Origin of the sequence: Thiomicrorhabdus xiamenensis, from assembly GCF_013282625.1 — a bacterium.
Taxonomy (GTDB): Bacteria; Pseudomonadota; Gammaproteobacteria; order Thiomicrospirales; family Thiomicrospiraceae; genus Thiomicrorhabdus; species Thiomicrorhabdus xiamenensis.
Genome location: NZ_CP054020.1, coordinates 1,031,036 through 1,051,121 on the forward strand (window position 1 = coordinate 1,031,036; position 20,086 = coordinate 1,051,121).

Annotated in this window: 19 protein-coding genes; 15 read left to right on the forward strand and 4 right to left on the reverse strand. The window is 47.3% G+C overall.

Going from position 1 to position 20,086, the window contains the following annotated elements:
• Window positions 1–13: 13 nt before the first annotated feature.
• The 10 genes from fabD (at window position 14) to HQN79_RS04780 (ending at window position 9,347) form a co-directional block, all read left to right on the forward strand.
• Window positions 14–937, forward strand: coding sequence for an ACP S-malonyltransferase (fabD, locus tag HQN79_RS04735; protein ID WP_173284573.1), 924 nt, complete (start codon window positions 14–16; stop codon window positions 935–937).
• Window positions 938–988: 51 nt separating this feature from the next.
• Window positions 989–1,729: a 3-oxoacyl-ACP reductase FabG gene (gene fabG / locus HQN79_RS04740; RefSeq protein ID WP_173284574.1), complete on the forward strand. Its 741-nt coding sequence runs from the start codon at window positions 989–991 to the stop codon at window positions 1,727–1,729.
• 151 nt (window positions 1,730–1,880) lie between these two features.
• Entirely contained in the window at window positions 1,881–2,114 is a 234-nt protein-coding gene (acpP, locus tag HQN79_RS04745; protein ID WP_173284575.1) for an acyl carrier protein, read from the forward strand.
• Window positions 2,115–2,238: 124 nt separating this feature from the next.
• Window positions 2,239–3,477: a beta-ketoacyl-ACP synthase II gene (gene fabF / locus HQN79_RS04750; RefSeq protein ID WP_173284576.1), complete on the forward strand. Its 1,239-nt coding sequence runs from the start codon at window positions 2,239–2,241 to the stop codon at window positions 3,475–3,477.
• A 30-nt stretch (window positions 3,478–3,507) separates the two neighbouring features.
• Window positions 3,508–4,956 carry an aminodeoxychorismate synthase component I gene (locus tag HQN79_RS04755; RefSeq protein ID WP_173284577.1) on the forward strand — a complete coding sequence of 483 codons (1,449 nt, stop codon included), beginning with the start codon at window positions 3,508–3,510 and terminating at the stop codon, window positions 4,954–4,956.
• A gap of 9 nt (window positions 4,957–4,965) precedes the next feature.
• On the forward strand, window positions 4,966–5,832 hold the full coding sequence (gene pabC / locus HQN79_RS04760) for an aminodeoxychorismate lyase (RefSeq protein WP_173284578.1): 867 nt from the start codon (window positions 4,966–4,968) through the stop codon (window positions 5,830–5,832).
• 22 nt (window positions 5,833–5,854) lie between these two features.
• On the forward strand, window positions 5,855–6,877 hold the full coding sequence (gene mltG, locus HQN79_RS04765) for an endolytic transglycosylase MltG (protein WP_238843427.1): 1,023 nt from the start codon (window positions 5,855–5,857) through the stop codon (window positions 6,875–6,877).
• A gap of 7 nt (window positions 6,878–6,884) precedes the next feature.
• Complete coding sequence (gene tmk / locus HQN79_RS04770; protein ID WP_173284580.1) at window positions 6,885–7,532, forward strand: dTMP kinase; 648 nt, start codon at window positions 6,885–6,887, stop codon at window positions 7,530–7,532.
• 15 nt (window positions 7,533–7,547) lie between these two features.
• Complete coding sequence (holB, locus tag HQN79_RS04775; RefSeq protein WP_173284581.1) at window positions 7,548–8,567, forward strand: DNA polymerase III subunit delta'; 1,020 nt, start codon at window positions 7,548–7,550, stop codon at window positions 8,565–8,567.
• Complete coding sequence (locus HQN79_RS04780) at window positions 8,568–9,347, forward strand: TatD family hydrolase (protein ID WP_173284582.1); 780 nt, start codon at window positions 8,568–8,570, stop codon at window positions 9,345–9,347.
• Window positions 9,348–9,419: 72 nt separating this feature from the next.
• On the opposite strand, the gene HQN79_RS04785 is transcribed toward HQN79_RS04780, so the two are convergent.
• Window positions 9,420–9,698: a helix-turn-helix domain-containing protein gene (locus HQN79_RS04785; RefSeq protein WP_173284583.1), complete on the reverse strand. Its 279-nt coding sequence runs from the start codon at window positions 9,696–9,698 to the stop codon at window positions 9,420–9,422.
• Between the two features lie 325 nt (window positions 9,699–10,023).
• A complete protein-coding gene (locus HQN79_RS04790; protein WP_173284585.1) occupies window positions 10,024–10,248 on the reverse strand; it encodes a hypothetical protein in 225 nt (74 codons plus the stop codon).
• 410 nt (window positions 10,249–10,658) lie between these two features.
• Here HQN79_RS04790 and HQN79_RS04795 point away from each other — a divergent pair, with 410 nt between their 5' ends.
• Window positions 10,659–10,904 (forward strand): hypothetical protein, encoded by a 246-nt coding sequence (locus HQN79_RS04795; RefSeq protein ID WP_173284587.1) that lies wholly within the window; start codon window positions 10,659–10,661, stop codon window positions 10,902–10,904.
• Between the two features lie 287 nt (window positions 10,905–11,191).
• Complete coding sequence (locus HQN79_RS04800) at window positions 11,192–11,923, forward strand: DUF4395 domain-containing protein (RefSeq protein WP_173284589.1); 732 nt, start codon at window positions 11,192–11,194, stop codon at window positions 11,921–11,923.
• 82 nt (window positions 11,924–12,005) lie between these two features.
• Here the strand turns inward: HQN79_RS04800 and HQN79_RS04805 are convergent, their stop codons facing one another.
• Together HQN79_RS04805 and HQN79_RS04810 are read right to left on the reverse strand one after the other, a co-directional pair.
• Complete coding sequence (locus tag HQN79_RS04805) at window positions 12,006–13,406, reverse strand: sensor domain-containing diguanylate cyclase (protein WP_173284591.1); 1,401 nt, start codon at window positions 13,404–13,406, stop codon at window positions 12,006–12,008.
• Window positions 13,407–13,559: 153 nt separating this feature from the next.
• Window positions 13,560–16,559, reverse strand: coding sequence for a methyl-accepting chemotaxis protein (locus HQN79_RS04810; RefSeq protein ID WP_173284593.1), 3,000 nt, complete (start codon window positions 16,557–16,559; stop codon window positions 13,560–13,562).
• 492 nt (window positions 16,560–17,051) lie between these two features.
• On the opposite strand from HQN79_RS04810, the gene HQN79_RS04815 reads away from it, so the two are divergent.
• Genes HQN79_RS04815 through HQN79_RS12115 form a run of 3 tightly spaced genes read left to right on the forward strand, consistent with a single transcriptional unit; the run spans window position 17,052 to window position 19,877 of the window.
• A complete protein-coding gene (locus HQN79_RS04815) occupies window positions 17,052–17,969 on the forward strand; it encodes an ABC transporter substrate-binding protein (RefSeq protein ID WP_173284594.1) in 918 nt (305 codons plus the stop codon).
• Window positions 17,966–18,355, forward strand: coding sequence for a PhnD/SsuA/transferrin family substrate-binding protein (locus HQN79_RS12110; RefSeq protein WP_173284597.1), 390 nt, complete (start codon window positions 17,966–17,968; stop codon window positions 18,353–18,355). The genes HQN79_RS04815 and HQN79_RS12110 overlap by 4 nt, the downstream gene beginning before the upstream one ends.
• Window positions 18,291–19,877: a diguanylate cyclase domain-containing protein gene (locus HQN79_RS12115; protein WP_173284599.1), complete on the forward strand. Its 1,587-nt coding sequence runs from the start codon at window positions 18,291–18,293 to the stop codon at window positions 19,875–19,877. The genes HQN79_RS12110 and HQN79_RS12115 overlap by 65 nt, the downstream gene beginning before the upstream one ends.
• Window positions 19,878–20,086: the final 209 nt, after the last annotated feature.

Here is a 20,086-nt window from a genome sequence, read left to right on the forward strand (position 1 = left end):
GAAACATCAGATTATGAGTTACGCTTTTGTTTTTCCAGGTCAGGGTTCGCAGTCTCAAGGGATGTTGGCGGAGCTGGCGGAATCACATGCTCAGGTGAAAGAGGTCTTTGCCAGAGCATCGGAAGTTCTGGGATACGATCTTTGGGAGTTGGTGCAGAACGACGATTCGGGCAAGTTGAACCAGACTGACGTTACTCAGCCGGCTATGCTGGCTTCCGGTATTGCTGTTCTGGAAACCCTTAAGGCGCAAAAAGACGTGGCACCGGCTTTTATGGCCGGTCACTCGCTTGGCGAATATACGGCACTGGTTGCAGCAGGTGCCATGACACTGGAGCAAGGAATTGAGCTGGTTGCCGAACGCGGTCGCTTAATGCAAAGCGCAGTTCCGGCCGGAGCAGGCGCTATGGCGGCGGTACTGGGTCTGGATGACGATGCGGTGGTCAAGGTGTGCGAATCGGTTGACGGCGTGGTTGAAGCGGTTAACTTCAATTCCCCGGGTCAGGTCGTTATCGCCGGTGAAAAGGCGGCGGTTGAAGCCGCTCAGGAAGCGGCAACCGACGCTGGAGCTTCACGCGTTGTTCCGCTTCCGGTCAGCGTGCCTTCTCATTGTTCGTTGATGAAACCGGCTGCGGAAAAACTGGCGGAAAAACTGGCGGCGATGGATTTGCAGATGCCGCAGGTGCCGGTTTTGCACAACGTTCATTTCAGCGAAGCGCAAAGCACGGATGATATCAAGGCGCTTTTGGTCAAGCAGTTGTATCAGCCGGTGCAGTGGGTGAAAACCGTTGAATCGATGAAAGCGCAAGGTGTTGAGGCTCTATACGAGTTAGGTCCGGGTAAAGTTTTGATGGGATTAAACCGTCGTATTGACCGTCGCATGGGTATGCAGGCGGTATTTGACCAGGCAACACTGGAAAAAGCGTTGGCGACTCTATAAAATTGGACGCTTACAATAATCAGAGAAAAAACTCATAAAGGGTATATGAAAATGTTAACGAATAAAGTTGCATTTGTGACTGGCGCCAGCCGAGGTATCGGGAAAGCGATCGCGTTGGATTTGGCGGCTCAGGGCGCAACGGTTATCGGTACGGCAACCTCCGAATCCGGTGCTCAGGCGATTACGGACTATCTGAAAGAAGCGGGTGCGCAAGGGCGTGGTGCTTGTCTGAATGTAACGGAAGCAGAGATGATTACCGAAGTGTTGGCTCAAGTGACCAAGGAATTCGGTACTCCGACGATTCTGGTGAATAATGCCGGGATTACCCGTGATAACCTGCTGATGCGCATGAAAGACGACGAGTGGGACGATATTATCCAGACTAACTTGAACTCGGTTTACCGTATGTCCAAAGCGTGTCTGCGCGGGATGATGAAAGCCAAAGAAGGGCGTATTATCAATATCGCGTCCGTCGTCGGTGTTATGGGGAATGCCGGACAGACTAACTATGCTGCAGCTAAAGCCGGTATTATCGGTTTCAGTAAGTCTCTAGCGCGTGAAGTCGGTGCCCGAAATATTACGGTTAATACCGTTGCTCCAGGCTTTATCGATACCGATATGACGCGTGCACTTCCTGAAGAACAGCGCGACTCCCTGACTAGCCAGATCCCTCTGAACCGTCTGGGGCAGCCGGAGGACATTGCACAAACTGTTACCTTCCTGGCTGGAAACGGTGGGGCCTATATTACCGGTCAGACATTGAACGTTAATGGCGGGATGTACATGATCTAAGCCTTTTATAAATCAGAAGGCCAAATAATAACTAATCGCTTATAAATGTTTTTAGAGGAGAAAAAAGGCGAAAGTGCTTGAAAATCCGCAAACATAAAGCGAAAATACCCCAACTAAATTTTTTATATAACCATAATTGGAGAATTTCCAAATGAGCGATATTGCAGAACGCGTTAAGAAAATTGTTGTTGAGCAGCTAGGTGTTGAAGAAGATCAGGTTACTGCTGATGCTTCTTTCGTTGATGATCTAGGAGCTGACTCTCTAGATACAGTTGAACTAGTAATGGCTCTTGAAGAAGAATTTGACTGCGAAATCCCAGACGAAGAAGCAGAAAAAATCTCTACACTAGCTCAAGCAGTTGCTTACGTAGAAGCAAACCTATAATCGCTTGGTTACAAACGATTGCAAAAAAAGCCGTTTTTATGCGGCTTTTTTTGTATCTGGACTTTAGTGCCAACAGCCAATAAAATCACATCATTTTCGTGGACTCAGTAAAGAGGATCTCATTTTGACAAAGCGTCGTGTAGTCATAACCGGTCTAGGCGTACTATCCGCTGTAGGGCTGGATGTGGAAGAGAACTGGACTAATCTTTTAGCGGGTAAGAGCGGAATCGAACCGATTACCAAGTTTGATACCTCTCCGTTTTCGGTGACCTTTGGTGGGGAGCTGAAAGGTTTTGATGTCAAAGAGTACATCGCGCCGAAAGAAGCCAAAAAGATGGATCCTTTTATCCATTACGGTATTGCAGCCGGTGCACAGGCTATCAAGGACTCCGGTCTGGAAGTGACCGAAGAGAATGCGCCGCGTATCGGCGTTTCGATCGGTTCGGGGATCGGCGGTATCGGTTCAATCGAAACGCAGCACGGTACTTATCAGAAATCCGGCCCGCGTCGCGTATCTCCTTTCTTTGTACCAAGCTCCATTGTCAACATGGTTTCCGGTAACTTGTCGATTATGTTCGGCTTGCAAGGTCCGAATATGGCGATTGCCACGGCTTGTGCGACCGGTACGCACAGCATCGGTGATGCCGCGCGTATGATTCAGTACGGCGATGCCGATGTGATGGTTGCCGGTGGTGCCGAATATGCAACAACCGAGCTTGGGTTGGCTGGATTTGCTGCGGCGAGAGCCTTGTCCACGCGTAATGACGATCCGCAGGCGGCTTCGCGTCCATGGGATAAGGATCGTGACGGCTTTGTATTGAGTGACGGTGCGGCGGCAGTGGTACTTGAAGAGTATGAACATGCCAAAGCGCGTGGAGCCAAAATCTATGCTGAAGTGCTCGGTTTCGGTATGAGTGGAGACGCTTACCATATGACTTTGCCAGCAGCAGGTGGTGCCGGTGCGGCTCGCTGCATGCATACTGCTTTGCATAATGCAGGAGTCAATCCAGAGCAGATCAACTACATTAATGCACATGGTACTTCGACGCCGGCAGGTGATCTGTGTGAAACCAGTGCCGTCAAATCGGTTTTCGGTGATCATGCGTACAATCTCTGCATGAGTTCTACCAAATCGATGACCGGACACGCTTTGGGGGCTGCCGGTGCGATGGAAGCGGTCTTTACCGCTTTGGCGATCAAAGAGCAGAAGCTTCCGCCGACGATCAATCTGGATAACCCGCAGGAAGGTTGTGACCTGGATTACGTAGCCAATGAAGCGCGTGACGCCAAAATTGATGTTGCGCTGTCAAACTCTTTCGGTTTCGGTGGTACCAATGCAACCATCGTGCTAGGAAAAGTCTAAGCGTTTTGCTTTTTTAAGACACTTAAGTTTATGACGAAACTTTATACTCAGGCTGTGGTTGCACGGCCTGTTTTTTTCTCTGAAGTCCAAAAACTCGATCTGGCGGCGTTGCACAGGGTGAATCCGCAACGCTATCCGTTTTTGCTGGAAAGTGTTGCCAAAGGCTCTCTGGGGCGTTACTCGGTGTTGATGGCTTTGCCGGGCGATTCGCTGCAGCTTGACTCGCCGCACAATGCGCAGGAGTTTACCACTCAGGCGCAACAGGTACTGGTGACAACCGCACAGAACGAAATCCAGTTGGAACTGATGCTCGCGGAGGATGAGACACTTGACCGGGCACGACTACAAAGTGAAGCCGAAGCTTTGCCGTTCAAGGGCGGGTGGTTTGCCTATTTCAGTTATGACTATGCTCAGGTTGTCGAGCCGGTATTAAAGCTTCCGGCATCGGAATTCCCGCTGGCGAATCTGACCCGTTGCCATGGAGCGCTGATTCTCGATCATGAGAAAGAAAGCGTCTGGCTTATCGTCGAAAAAACGCATCAATCAGAAATGTCTTCGATGCTTGAGGACATTCAAGCCGTACTTCGAGCGGCAAATGCGATTTCCAGCGAAGTGTCCTTAAGCCATCTTCAGGAAGAAGCGGAAAAGAAATATCTGGATGGCGTTGCACAGGTTAAAGAATATATTCTTGCCGGTGATGTTTTTCAGGTCAATCTGTCCCGTCAGTGGCAGGCGTCGTTGGCGGAAAATCAGGATTATCTTCAGGTCTATCAGGCATTGCGGGTCAATAACCCGGCGCCTTTTGCTGCCTTGGCCTGTCTGAAAGATCAGGACGGTCAGCCGTGGCAGATCATCAGTTCATCGCCGGAGCGTTTGGTTAAATATGACGGCGAATGGGTGGATACGCGACCGATTGCCGGAACCCGCCGCCGCAGCGATGATGATGCCGCGGATCGAGCTCTAATGGACGAGCTGATTGCCCATCCGAAAGAACGTGCCGAACATATTATGCTGATCGATCTGGAACGCAACGATCTGGGACGAATCTGTCAACCGGGTAGCGTTGAAGTCAATGAGCTGATGGTGATCGAATCCTACGAACATGTTCACCATATCGTTTCCAATGTCCGTGGCCGGCTGCGTGACGGTTTCTCTCCTTTGGATATCGTACATGCGCTGTTTCCGGGCGGAACCATTACCGGGTGCCCGAAGGTGCGCTGCATGGAAATTATCGCCGAATTGGAGCAGATGCCGCGCGAGGCTTATACCGGTTCGCTGGGGTACATCAATCTGGACGGGACACTGGACCTGAATATTTTGATTCGTACTCTGATTCAAAGCGAGCGTGAAGGGCTTCAGCAGATCCAGTTCCGCGCCGGAGCCGGTATCGTCGCTGATTCGCAACCGGATCTGGAGCTTACCGAAACGCGGCATAAGGCGCGCGGACTTCTGCGCGCTTTTGGTCAGAGCGATGCTTAGGGCGGGTGGATGAGTTTGCCAAGATGCTGGATTAACGGCGAAGAGAACGATCGAATCAGCGCATATGATCGCGGTCTGAGTTACGGTGACGGTTTTTTTTCCACTATGCTGGTGCAATCCGGGCAGCTCATGAACTGGTCGAGCCATTACCAGCGTATTGAAGAGAGTTGTCGACGATTGGGTTTTGCAGCGCTTTCCGAGGCGAGGTGTCTGGAGGAATTATCGGCTACCTTTGCTTGTTTGAGTCAGGAGCAGAAACAGCAGGCACTGGTGGCTAAAATCATTTTTACCCGCGGTGAAGGCGGTCGAGGCTATCAACCTCCGCCAACGATGCATGGCAGTTTGATTATTCAGTGGTCGCCAGCGCCGACAGCCGATACGGCGGCATTGCAATTACATCTTTGTCAGACGTCGGCCGGCAGTAATCGTTCTCTGGCGGGAATGAAACATCTTAACCGTCTGGAAAATGTTCTGGCCCGTCATGAGCTGATGCGTAACGACTGGCAGGAAGGGGTGATGTGTACCGATAGTGGAGAGGTTGTCAGTGCAACTCAGGCAAATTTGTATCTGATAAGCGCCCAAAAGGTGACTACGCCAAGACTCGATCTTAGTGGTGTGGCCGGAACGGTGCGTAACGCCTTGCCGGAAATGCTGGCGAGTCACGGCTGGCAGTGGGAAGAAAGAAATATGCAGTTGAGAGATCTGCTCAGTGCCGAAGAGGTGTTTTTAAGCAATGCCGTGCGCGGCATTATGCCTGTGTCGGCTTTTGTTGCTTCTCGCGATGAAGTCAAATCCTACGCTTGCGAAAAGGGCGCCTGGCTGGCGGCAGCTTGGCAGCAGTATCAGACGGATTTGTCTGTAAATTTGAATCGATAAATGGATGTTGAGAGTAAATTCTGTGCGTAAATTTCTAGTCTGGGGGATTTTGATATTATTGTTTATCGTGAGTAGCGTTGCCTGGATTAATTGGCAGGACTTTAAACAGCGTCCGATCTCCGCACAGAACGAAACCCTGATTTTACAGGTCAAAAAAGGCTCGAACGCGACGCAGATTGCGCACCAGCTGCATCGACATGGTTTTATGAGCCATCCGCAATGGTTTGTCTGGTATCTGCGTTTTCTGGATAAACATCACCGTTTGAAGGCGGGAGAATTTGCCATTCAGCCGTCTTTTACCGTAGATGAACTGATTGACGTTTTGATTAAGGGCGAGAGCGTCAGTTATCCGGCGACCATCATTGCCGGTCAGACATTTAAACAGACTTTAGAGCAGTTGCAGGCGCTGGATAAATTAAAAAAAGAGCTCGATTTGACGGATGTTGCAGCCCTGCAAACGACCTTGGGTATCGAAGGCAAGATCGATCCGAAGTATCCTTATGCCAATCTGGAAGGGCATTTCCTTCCGGAAACCTATTATTATCAATCCGGCGACAGCGATAAAACGATTTTGCTTCGAGCCAAGCAGGCGATGGATCAGGTGCTGCAGGAGGCATGGCAGTCAAGACAGAAAAATCTGCCGCTTAAGAGCCCTGAAGAGGCCTTGATTCTGGCTTCGATTGTTGAAAAAGAGACCGGTTATGCTCCGGAACGCTCGGAAATCGCCGGGGTATTCGTGAATCGGCTGCGCAAAAATATGCGTCTACAAACCGATCCGACGGTGATATACGGTATCGGTGCAGGGTATGATGGCAATATTCGTAAACGGGATCTGAATCGTAAAACCGTTTATAACACTTATCAAATCGACGGGTTGCCGCCGACGCCGATTGCCATGCCTTCGAGCGAAGCGATTCAGGCGGTGATGCAGCCGAAAGAGACCCGAGCGTTGTATTTTGTTGCCAAGGGCGGTGGTCAGCATGAATTCTCCAATACGCTGCTGGAACATAACCGCGCGGTCCGTAAATATATTTTGAACAAGTAGAGTTTAGATGACACAACAAACAGGTAGATTCATTACTTTAGAAGGCTCTGAAGGTGCCGGAAAGTCGACTAATTTGGCTTTTATCGCGGAGCAGCTGCGACAGGCCGGAAAAGAAGTGATTACCACGCGTGAACCGGGCGGGACAGAGATCGGCGAGAAGATTCGCGAGTTGCTTCTGGATCCGGAAAATAAAGCGATGCATCAGGATACCGAACTTTTGCTGATGTTTGCCGCCCGTGCTCAGCATATTCAGGAAAAAATCAAACCGGCTCTCGCTCAAGGAACCTGGGTGATTTCTGACCGTTTTACCGATGCTTCATTCGCTTATCAGGGCGCGGCGCGAGCGATGGGCTTTGAGCGGGTAGCGGAAATCGAGCGCTGGGTTCAACAGGGCTTTCAGCCGAATCTGACGTTTGTATTCGATTTGCCGATTGATATCGGTATGCAGCGTGTTGCCAGCCGCGGCGGCCAGATCGACCGATTCGAGCAGGAGCGCAAAGACTTTTTCGAGAGCGTCCGCCAGGCGTACCTGCGCCGTGCCGAAATGGCGCCTCAGCGCTATCAGGTTATCGATGCCAGTCAGAGTTTGCAGCAAGTTCAGCAACAGATTTCCGAGCAGCTGGTGCAAAGATTGCACATCGCTTTAAATGTTTAAGAGAGTCGCATCAAATTGAGTTCACAAAACAGCGTTTACGACTTGGCATCATTACCGTGGATGTTACCGGTTTGGCAGCAATGGCAACAGTTACAGGGACGCCTCGGCCATGCTTACCTGTTGAGTATGCCGAATGGAATCGGTGGTGAACAGCTGGTTTCTGCGATGGCGCAACAGGCCCTTTGTCAACATCCGACTGTGCAGGGTGCTTGTGGGCAGTGCGCGACGTGTCAGCTGTTTGCCTCCGGTCAGCACCCGGATTACTATCATTTACAGCGCCTTGAGGATAAAAAAGAAATTTCGGTTGATCAGGTTCGCCAGCTACTTGAAAAGCAGAGCGAAACCTCGCACCAGGGCGGTTATAAACTGATTTGGGTCGAAGGAGTCGAGGACCTGAATATTTCCGCTTTCAATGCTTTGCTGAAAACATTGGAAGAGCCTTCCGAGCAAACACTTTTTCTGTTGAGCTGTGCACAGGCATCGAAATTACCGGCTACGATTAAAAGCCGTTGCCAGAAACTCACCGTTAATCTGCCTGAACTGTCTGTTGCTATGGAATGGTTACAGCAACAGCGTCCACAACTGGATCAGGCTTTGTTGAAACGTGCTTTGCGTCTTAACTGGGGCGCGCCGCTGGATGCTTTACGCTGGATCGATGAAGGCCGAATTCAGGAATACAGTGAGTGGCAAGAAGGGCTTCGGCAGCTTAAGGAATTTAAAAAAACACCTTCCAAGGTGGCGACTCCATGGTTGAAATGGCCTGAACCGGAAAGGGTATTTGATTATTTTTATCATTGGGCGCTGATGCAGGTTCGCAGTCAAGCCTATAGTACGGAGCATCCGGATACTGCTAAGATCAGTGCGCTTTTACAGTTTCAACAGCAGGTTATGCAGGCGAAAGCTTTCTGGATCGGAAACGCCAATAAGGAACTGATTCTGGAAAATCTTTTGTCCGTTTGGCTGAAGTTGCAAACTCCCGCTGCCGAAGCTTGTGACCCCATGTTTAAACCGACGTTAAATAGAGGACTTCTGTAAATGATCGTAGATTCGCATTGTCATTTAAATATTCTTCCAGATTCGGTTGGCACAACCGATGAGGTGATTCGTCAAGCCGAAGAATTAGAGGTTGGCAAGATGATGTGCATCGCGATTAATCCGGCTAAATGGCATGAAGTGCTTGAACTGGCGGATAAGTATGAGCAGGTGTATGCCGCGATCGGCATTCATCCGTGCGAAGATGAGGATGTTCAGGTAACGGATCAGATGCTGCTTGAGGCGGCTTCGCACCCGAAGGTACTGGCGATCGGTGAAATTGGTCTGGATTATTATCACTTTGATGCCGAACAACGCGATATGAGTTGGCAGCAGGAACGTTTTCGCCAGCAGATCCGTATTGCCAAGCAGCTGCAAAAACCGATAGTGATCCATACTCGCAATTCAACCGATGACTGTTTACGGATTCTGGAGGAAGAAGACGCTCAGGAAGTTGGCGGCATTATGCACTGTTTTGTTGAGGATATGGAAATTGCCCGCAGAGCGATGGCGATCGGCTTTTACATCTCTTTTTCCGGCATAGTGACTTTTAAAAATGCCAAAGAGTTGAAAGAGGTGGCCAAAGAAGTGCCTTTGGAACGCATTCTGGTTGAAACCGATGCGCCTTATCTGGCTCCGGTTCCTTACCGGGGGAAAGTTAACCAGCCCGGTTATACGAAATACGTTGTGCAGGAAATTGCCGATTTAAGGGAGATGTCGTTTGAAGAGGTCGCCAAGGCAACGACGGCAAACTTCAATCGTCTCTTCAAAACAGATTTTTAATCTGTTCTAGAGAATCTGCGCTTAATCGAATTGTCTAGAAGGCCCATTTGTAAAATGGGTAGCAATCGATTTTTATTCCTGCGCCATTTTGTTGGCGTAGGCTTGTTTCTGCGTTTCCAGTGAATCTATACGCAATGCTTCCATCGCTATATGCGGGTTGACGTCAAAACAGAAGGCGATCAGTTCAGGCCACTCTTCGTTGATTTTTTGCAGGTGCGAGGACTTCATGGTGCTGCTACCGTTCAGGAAACGATAGAGTGCGCTTTGAGTGACTCCGGCCACTTCGGCAACGCGTTTTTTTGTGATTCCTTTCCATTCAATATAGAATTTCACTCTCTCATGAAGTTTCATTCAATACTCCTTACACCTTAAAAGCTTTTTATTGTGAGTCGATTGTAATCCTTAAGTAATGTAGTGTTTTCTGTATCGTATATCTTGTTTTTTTGGATAGTTAACTACACACTAAGTTTCACAAAATTAATCTAATTCGTTTATCCGGTTGCATTATAGCGGAAAAGACGCTGTATCTCAGTGTTTCAAAGAGAATTTTTATAAGAAATTCAACGATCTATATTTTATTTGCGGGTTTGATTTCAATAATGCGAAAAAAATCCGTGTAATCTGGCGCTAAATTATCCGTTTGTTATAAGTGATTGCTAGTAAAAGAGAAATCCGCTCACGAGGCGTGGAGCGGGATTCGCTGGTTTTCCGTACATAGGCTGATATCGATATCGAATCCGTAAGCGATCATTTCCGGCCAGAAGCGGTTCAACTGTTCCATCTGGCTTGAATCGATCGCATCCAAGCCTTGCAAAAACTTTTCAAAGTCAACCAGTGAAATGGATGCTTCAGACGCAACCTGTTGTGCAGAAATTTGTTTGATTTGTAAGTATTTACGCATTCTTTTATAAAGTACCATTGTATTTCTTTCCCTTAATGTGTTTCCAATCAGTTGCATAAAATACAGTAAGTAGTTCTGCTTAATAAGTCAAAGAAAATTGTAATGTACTGAATGAATAAGTATAGAGATAAGTATGGGGAAAGTCGTAAGATTTTTGTCTCTGTTTGTCGGATTTACGACCGCATCTTATAACGATTTCAGACAGAGAATTATCTTGGCTTTAATCATGTAGTTAATGCTTGTAATGAGCTTTAAATAATCTAAAGTGACGCTATAGGTAAAAACAATGAGTGAATTTTTTTCACTCTTTTTTTGTATAGGGCTCTGCGATATCTTGAAATTGTAAAAAAGTGTACAGAGTGGAACCGCAAGAGTTCTGCCGTCTTTTGGGAATAAATAGGAGAGCAGATATGAGCTTTAATCAAAGAGTTAAAAGTTATATTGAAGCCAAAGGGATCATTAAGCATCGCGTAGCAGAGGTTGCGGAAATTACGCCAAGCGCTTTTTTCCGTTTTCTTAACGGAACGAGCACAATGAAGTCTTCCAATATCGAAAAGCTGCAGGAAGTGTGGCCGGAAATGATTGCTTACGGATTTAATATCGATCCGGCTGTAGCGCAAAGTGCGAGCAGCTTAAATAAAGAACCAGCTTCTTAAAAACTGATACTGTGTTTTCGTCAGCAGCCACTTCGCCCCTTGATGACGGACTATCGAGGTTAGGCTGCTGGCTTTTTTGTTACTCAATTCTTCTTGTCCTTTCGGCGCAAAAACATGCCCATTTCAGCCTGCTTTAGCTGGGCTTAATTCCCGTTTTTAATTGCTGAATTAAAAAATTCTATCTCGTTTTCTCTAGGATTTTTTACTCCTAAGTTGTCTAATTATGACGAGTTCATCATTTGCTAATAGTCTAATTAACTTTTTGGCAGGCAATTAAAGGAGTCTTTATGCTTTCTGTATTGAAGAATCTATGGTTCCGCGACCCCAAAGAATCCCCTGTATATATCAATGATATTGCGATCCGGATTCGTGCCGGTATTCTTCTATTCGTTCCGATCTATATGAGTTTTACTCTGTATGACGCTGTTTTCGTTTCGCATTGGGTTGTCGATGGCAATACCGCAGTAGATAGCGGAGATATGGATTGGGATTACAACATTATCTATTCCGTCGAGGCGATTAAGAAAAGCTACGACTACACCGTACAGACCTGGGTTCTTTTCTACGCCTTATTTGAAATGCTTGCAGGGATGTTTGTCTGGAGCGCGCGGTTATCACCGGCGATTCTATTGGCGACACTCTTAGCTAAAAATACCAAGCCGGTCTGGAAGCCGATTGTTCCGAAACGTTTTGCCTGGGGCATCGGCGCGACGTTTATTTCCATCTGTCTGGTCTTTTTTAACCCGGACGTATTTGCCAATTGGGTCAATACTCTTGCCGGATCTACACTGTTGCCGACCACAGTCAATTACATGTCTCCATGGATCCCTTTGACTTTGGTTTGGATCTGTCTGGGCTTTATGTGGATGGAAACGGTTCTCGGTTTTTGTGTCGGCTGTAAGGTGTATTCCTTATTGGTTAAACTCGGTGTCTTTAAAGAAGAATGTGAAGCGTGTAACAATATCGATTGGGATGAGATCGCACGCAAGAATCAGGAGCGTTTAGCGGCGCAGAAATGAGTTCGTACTTGAGTCGGAATCCGACACTTTGACACAAAAAAGCCGGTTGTAAAACCGGCTTTTTTTATGCTTCCGATTTGCTTCAGTGGCTACTGAAGCTGACTTTGTTTCGACCGCTTTCTTTCGCATCGTAGAGCGCACGGTCGGCGCGGGCAAACCAATCTTCGGCCTTTTCGTCGATTCGGATTTCTGCCACACCGAGACTGATTGTTAGAGGGTATTGCCCGGCGAATTCGGTGGTATTTATATGCTGGCGTACCTTTTCGGCAACTCTTACGCCCAAGTCCAATCCGGTTTTAGGCAGTAGGATCGCGAATTCTTCTCCACCCCAGCGACAGATACTGTCTGAGCCGCGTAATATTTTACTTAGCTCGCTGTACAGTTGTTTTAGAATTTCATCTCCGAAATTATGTCCGAAGCTGTCGTTGATTTTCTTGAAGAAGTCGATATCGCAGATGATCAGACTGAATGGTTCGCGATAGCGCTGGAATTCATGAACCGACTTCTGAATGAACTGATCGAATACTCGACGATTGAGAGCGCCGGTAAGCTGGTCGTGATTGGCATGCAGTTTAAGCAACTGCTGCGAAGTGATATCTTCGCAAAGCGCCATATAACCGATTTTTTCGAACTTTGAGTTAAACTCTTCGCGAATGGTGACATTCATCCAGAATTGCGCTCCGCTACGGCGTCGGCCGTGCAGTTCGCCGCTCCAGGATTTGTTTTTAAGAATATTATTTAAACTGAAGTGATCCAGTTCTTCATTCAGAATATCAAGCTGGTCCAGTGTTTTACCAATCAGAGCCATTTGCCGGTAACCGGTAATTTCCATGAATGCACTATTGGCTTTAATGATTTTACCGTTAACGTCCAGAGATAAAATCGGCACTTTTTCGTCAATAAGTTGTTTGTTGAACTCCAGCTGGCGATTTTTATATTTCAGTTTTAATTGGTCGCTGAAAATTGTGTGTTTGATATAAAACAGAAATACGCCCTCGATCAATAAGCCGATTGCGCTGTTGATCGCCTGGGTATAGTGCAGATTGGTTTGAGTGAGTTGCAGATAATTGATCAGCGCGATAAGTATTAATGGGGCGAACAGGGCGACTGACCAGAAGGAGAGCTCTTTGGGCGAGTTTAGAAATACCAGTACGATCGGGATCAGCATGATCCACAGAAATCCCAGATGATGTGCATCCAGATAAAACAGTGTTGTCAGGTAGGGGATATAGATCGCTGCCAAGGCGACGTCTTTGGAGATATTTTTCGTTTCGGTATTGCTGGACAGCGAAAACGCGAAACCGACGATCCCTAGGCTGATTAAATTGATTACGGTGAAAACATAGTTCTGATTGACGAACGAGATCACCGCCAGAAGCAGGAGAGAAGGGGCTGCAACCAGTAAAATAAAACGCAGTAGAATCCGGTTGATCTGTTCCTGATAAAGACTATGCTCTTTCGTCCAGCTGAGTATTTTTGGCATATAGTTTTTTCTTAAACACTGATTAAAAATGTACCCGTTTACCATTGTAACGGCTACCCGGCTTTTTGTCGGTAAAATTAAAACCTGCCGTTAACGCTGTAAATACCGAAAGGTCTTACCGTTGACAGTATCTGCGTGAGTGTCTCAATTCCATCAACCTTGCTGATCGATCAGTTGGTTCAGAATTTCAACCACATTATCGCTTAACAGATCCATCTGCTCGATCGACTTGTCCATCGTCTCATAGTCGTCAATCGAGAAGGCGTCCATAATTCGTTTGATCATCTGGTGCATTTGCATATGCTCATCGGTCAGTTTGGCGATCAGCGGATCCTGCTGCAGCTGACGACCATTGCCCTGATAGAGCCATTGCCCAAGAGCGCAGGCGGTGTGGTCGATTGCTTTGTCGTAGCTTACGCCGATATCGGAGCCATCGATATAACTGCGAATCTGTTTTTTCCACTTTTTATGAGCATCAATCATGGCTTTAAACTGTTGCGCCTGAGCCGACTGTTCGATAATTCGCGCGCGTTTTTCCTGAGCAAATTCAGACATCTGTGGATTAGGGTGGCAGTTGAAGGCTTGCAGTTTTGCATTCAGTTCTTCAGGCTTCAGCGGTTTATGCAGCAGATCATTCATACCTGCCTGATTAACCTGATCAATAAAGTCGTCGCCGTGACCGGTGTAGGCGATAATCGGTTTGTCATATCCGCTGTTGCGCAACTGTCTGCTTGCTTCCAAACCATCCATCAGCGGCATTTCGATATCCATCAGAATGATATCCGGGTTATAGCGCTTACATTGTGTCTGTGCTTCTCGGCCATTGGTCGCTGTTTTAGTAAGGTAGCCGGTTTTTTTCAAAATCATGGTGGCGACTTTAAGGTTTGAGATGTTGTCATCAACTACTAGAATCAATGGCGCATTATTTTTCTCTTTCTCGGTCTGTTTGAAGTCTGATTCGCAATCGCCTAGCTCGAAGCTTCCGACCAAATCATCCATGTTTCTGGCGACTTCTCCCAGGTAATCCGCCAACGACGAATTTTCCATTACCAGAGTGGCGTTGTTTTTCGCCGATTTGTCCAACTCGATAACCGACTGATTGACCAGATTGATCTGTTGCGATTGATCTTGGGTGTTCTGCGAGATCTGGGCGATGTTTTCGCTCATTTCCTGAACCTGTCCGATAATTTCGTTCAGCGAGTCTCCAGTCACTTGTACTTTCTGAGTTCCCTGTTCGATTTTTTCCGAAGTGCGGTCAATCAGTCCTTTGATATCGCGTGCGGCATCGGCGGATTTTTGTGCCAGTGATCGGACTTCACCGGCTACGACGGCAAAACCGCGACCGTGTTCGCCGGCACGTGCCGCTTCTACGGCTGCGTTCAGAGCCAACAGGTTAGTCTGGAACGCGATGCTGTCGATCAAGGCGACGATGCTGGTTATCTCATGGCTGACCTGGCTGATTTCATGCATCGCTTCAATCGCTTCCTGCATGCTTTGATTACCGGATTTAACGCCATTTTGGGTTTGTTGCGCCAGTTGGTTGGAGCTTTGCGCCTGTTTTGCGGTCTGGTTGACCTTGTCGGTCAGTTGACGCATCGCAGAAGCGGTTTTCTGTAATTCCATTGCCTGAGATTTGATTGAGCCAGACAGCTCTTCGTTACTGATGGCCACATGATGGGCTGAATCATTGACTTCTTCGGCCTGAGTATTGACGCTGCAGAAGGATTCGCGTAGCGAATTAATACCATTTACCAGGTTTTTGATTGTCCAGCCGTATTGCCCATGATGTTCGCTCTGTGGCTGCATAGTCAGGTCTTTATGCGAAAGACCTCCGATCAGTGCGGAGATATCGCGCAGAGTATGCTGCAGATCTTCCATCAGTTCGTTGATTTCATCGCTAAGTTCTTTGTAAAAACCGCTCAAACGGTTTGTGTCGACACGAGAGTGAAGGCGGCCCTGCTTGGCGTCGGTAACCAGCTTTTTGATACTGTTTTGGACATAAATTTCCTGAAAAATATCCTGCCATTCGATTACGACGCCCAAAGGTGATTGTGATTTCTTATCCACAATAGGCGTAATTTGCAGTTGCAGCTGAGCACCGAAAAATTCGAATTTAAACTGTTCGGCCTGTTTTAACGAGTAGATGGCTTCAAGAATGTGCGGGTTTTTATCGAACAGACAGCCGATCGGTTTTCCGTGCAGTTTACTGAGATTGAAGTCCTGAACCTCTTTGCGGATTTCCGGTTCCAGAGTGCTCAGATACTCCTTGAGCGAGTCATTGAAATAGATAATGGTGCCGGTCTGATCGGCCAGCATAATATTGGCGTTCAGGTTATCCAATCCGGCCTCAAGGCGGGATGAGCGGCGCGCCGTCGTCAGTACCTCATTTTCCTGCGCGCCGAGACGGGTTTGCAGCGTTTTGATGCGGCGGTTGATGGTACCGGCACTGTTCTCACCGTGTGTATTAACGTACCCGGTAAGATGACCAGACGCGATGCGGTCGATGGCTTTGATGCCGTCTTCGATGCGCGACAGGAAATAAACGACATGGATGGTTGACAGTATGGTTAGGAAAATGACCAGTGAGTTCAGCCAGCCTGGTCGGTATCCGTAAAGCGAGGCGTAGACTTCGATCACAATCGCCAGAAGGGTAGCCGGAATAAGGGTGATCAGAGGTGGCCAGTGGGCGAAAATATTCAGACGCTTCCAGATTCCGTCCACTTCACCGTGATAAAGTTTGATTTTGCCGTCGGCAATGGCCTGATAGGCCGCTTCCGCCTGTTGGATCTGTTCGCGACTGGCGGGAGTTCTGAAGCTTAGGTAACCGGTGATTTCCCCATCGTTAATAATCGGAGTTGCATTGGCTTCAACCCAGTAATGGTCGCCGTTCTTGCGGCGGTTTTTAACGATCTGGCGCCAGGGACGACGTTTTTGCAGAGTTTTCCAGAAATCAGCAAACACCTGCGGCGGTACGTCCGGGTGACGGACGATATTATGCGGTTGCCCCATCAGCTCTTCATAGTTATAACCGCTGGCTTCGATAAAGGTCTCGTTTGCATAGACAATGTTACCTTGCAGATCAGTCTCGGAAACCAGTATGTCTCCTTCTTTAATGACATATTCTTTTTGAGTGACTGGCTGATTGTTACGCATGTCCAAAAACCTTTTAATTAATAATTGTTTGCCGCCTGCGGCATTACTCATGTTGTTTAACGTCTCTACAGACGATTTCTAAAGGGGGCTTTGCAGATTACAGCCCATTAAACCGCATAATCCCTTTTTGAATAAAAGGTTTTTAGGCAAATTTTTAAGCAAACTTAATGCAGGTTAATCTTTTTAGATATCTGCCGTCTGTCAAACGCTGCCGGGATTGCTCAAAGCCTCTTAATACCGGCGTCGGCTAAGGGGGGGCTGGATCCGTAGAAGCGCTTAGGTTTAATCTTCGGAATCGGGAGGTCATCCGACGATCTTGAAGAGATGGCGGTGAATGAGGGGGCTTTGCGTCTACAAATCTTGCGAATTTTGTACGCTTTTTCTTTAACCTTTCAACCGGTAAGGTTATAGTTGTAACTTATTGTATTGTCAAAACTTCCCGTGCAAGCGTTGTATTACTTTTGATGAATAAAGTCTGGGATCGGAAAAAGTATGAGAGTTCTGCTTATCTTATTGGCGTTGATTTCCTTTCTGGGGTGTTCCAGAGAAACGGAGTTGCATGTCGGTGTCCATCCTTGGATCGGCTACCAACCGATCAATCTTGCACAGCAAAACGGGCTTCTGCCACAGAACATTCACCTGGTTAAAAACAAAACCGCTTTACAAACCAAGCAGCAGCTGCTCTCAGGTGAGATTAATGCAGGCTATCTGACTTTGGATGAAGTACTTTCGCTGCGAGAACAGGGGAAGCCGCTGAGTGTGGTTTTAATTACCGATATCTCTTCAGGAGCCGATAAGGTGCTTGCTAAAACTCCGGTCACCGGAAAACAGGATATCATCGGGAAAACCATTGCTTATGAGCGCGGCGCCGTCGGCGATCTGCTTTTGTATCAATTCCTTAAATTTTATGGAGTGGCTAAATCTGAAGTCGTTCTAAAGCATATCCCGTTTGATAAGCAATCCAGTTTCTGGAAAAGCGGTGCGGCGGATATGATCATTACCTATGATCCAGTTTCAACTCAAATTATGCGTTCGGGTGCGCAGGAAGTTTTCAACAGTTCGCAAATACCAGAGATGATTATCGATGTCCTGGCTGTCGATTCGAATGTACTCGAAGATGCCTGTTCAACTATTAAGCAATTGGTCGATGCGCATTTTGCCGGGGTGAGCCTGATCAAAGATAATTTCCAGGAAAGCAGTTATCAGATTGCCGATAACCTGGGTTTTTCGCATGAAGAAGTGCTGACTTCTCTCGGGGGAATTACGTTGCCGTCCAGAGAAATTAATCTGCAAATGTTTGGTGATAACCGTTTTTTTGAAAAAACGCGTGAGATCGCCTTGATTCTCAAAGCGTCCGGAATGTTGAAAAGCGTTCCGGATAAGGCGGTGCATACGGATCAATGTTTGTGAAGCGACCTGTTTTTATTATCTTATTTGTCCTCGGAATTCTGACTGCTCAATCAGTCGGTGCGCAGTCGAAAACGCTGACGTTAGGGGTTTACGCATATCAGTCCAAGGAGCAAACCTTTCAGGAGTTTTCGCCAATCGCGGAGTTTTTAAGTCGTGATATTGACGGAATTGATGTCAAACTGGTTGTAATGCGCAATCAGGAAATCCGTAAAGCGGTGCGCTCCGGGCAGGTGGATATGCTGCTGATCAGTCCGTCTTTATACGAGATTATCCGTCATGAAAGTTTTATCAGTGGCATTACGGCTACACTGGAACGGTATCGTGACGGAGTGGGAACCTCCAGTCTGGGGGGGCGTGATTATTTCTCGAAAAGGCAGTGGTTTTAAAGAGTTGAAAGACCTGACCAGAGCGAAAATCGCAATTCCTTCCGAAAGCAACTCCGGTGCTTTTCGAATCCCCTTGTATGAACTTGTTAGTTCCGGTATCCGCTACAAACAGTTGGATTTTATGAAGGTTGGCTCCAATGATCATGTAATGGAGGCGGTACTTTCCGGCAAAGCCGATGTCGGTTTTGTGCGTACCGGAATCCTTGAAAACTGGCTCGGGCGCGGAGACCTGAGTTCATTGGATGAAGTGCAGATTATCAATCGGCGGGATTTGAAAAGTTTCCCGTTTATTCTGTCGACGCATCTGTATCCGGAATGGGCTTTCATTATCATGCCGAATGTCGGTTCCGAAGATTCCAGAAAAATCGCTTCCTCGCTTTTTAAAATCAACCGCTCTCTGTTTCCAGAAAATGAACTGGATGGGATTGAGGGATTTGTTTCGCCCCTGAATTATCTGCCTTTCGAAATGATGCTCAGGGAGTTGCGTCTTGAACCCTATGACGTCGTGCAAAAACCGTCATTCAGCGAGATATGGAATTCCTACTGGCGCGTCATCTCTTTCGTACTTCTTGGGCTTTTCGCCATTGTTTTCGCACTGTGGAAATCGGAAAAGTATCGCAGCATCGCGATGATGAATCACAAGCGTCTGGAGAATATTATCACCGCTACCCGGGTTGGAACCTGGGAGTGGGATCTGTCAAAAGACCTTATGGAAATCAACGAGCATTATGTCTCTCAGATTGGGTATACAAGAGACGAGTTGCAACCGTTCAATTTTGCTAAATTTACCTCATTGGTGCACCCGGATGACTTTCAGGAAATGATGCGAAAAATTCAGGATAACCTGGCCGTTAAGCAGAATGAGTATGAAATGGATCTGCGTTTAAGGCATAAAAAAGGCCGTTGGATATGGATACACTCGCGTGGCAAAGTTATTACCCGGGCAAAAGACGGTAATGCACTTTTAATGGGGGGGACCCATGTCGAAGTAACCGAGAAGAAAGCGTTCGAAGAAAAACTCAAGAGGGCGGCAATGTTTGACTCCCTGACCGAACTGCCGGGACGTAATTACTTCGAAGAGCAGTTGGAAACCGCCTTGTTGAACGCCAATCAAAAAACAAAGCTGGCACTGTTATTTATTGATCTGGACGGTTTCAAGGAGGTTAATGACAGTTTCGGGCACCACGCCGGAGATGAATTGCTGAAAATCATTGCTCGTCGTTTGACCGATTCGACGAAATCCACCGATTTTGTCGCCCGTATGGGGGGCGACGAGTTTCTGGTGCTGTTAAGCGGTTTTCAGGATTCACAGCAGTTGTATGTCATTAGTGAAAGGATTTTGCACAAAGTCAACGAGGCCGTCAGTATCGATGGTAATACCATGCATGTTTCATGCAGTATCGGTATTAGGGAAATTCAGCCTGATTCGAAACTTTCCGTCGAATTGATCATTAATCAAGCCGACAGGGCGATGTACAAAGCGAAAAATTCCGGTAAAAACCGCATTAATTTCTATCTCTGAACCATTCCGCCGAGCCCGTCATATTGTCTTCAATTGAGCGTAATCTGCGCTCCCGCAGTTATCCATTGAAAACTTATATTCGTAATGAAAAAAACTTTTAATTAAGTTTGCGTCGCATTTTTTTATCAATTGATCTAAGTCATTGATAACGTAACTTTTTGAAGAGTTTTACTCTGTACGAATTGCACGGCTGGCGTTACTTTTAAATC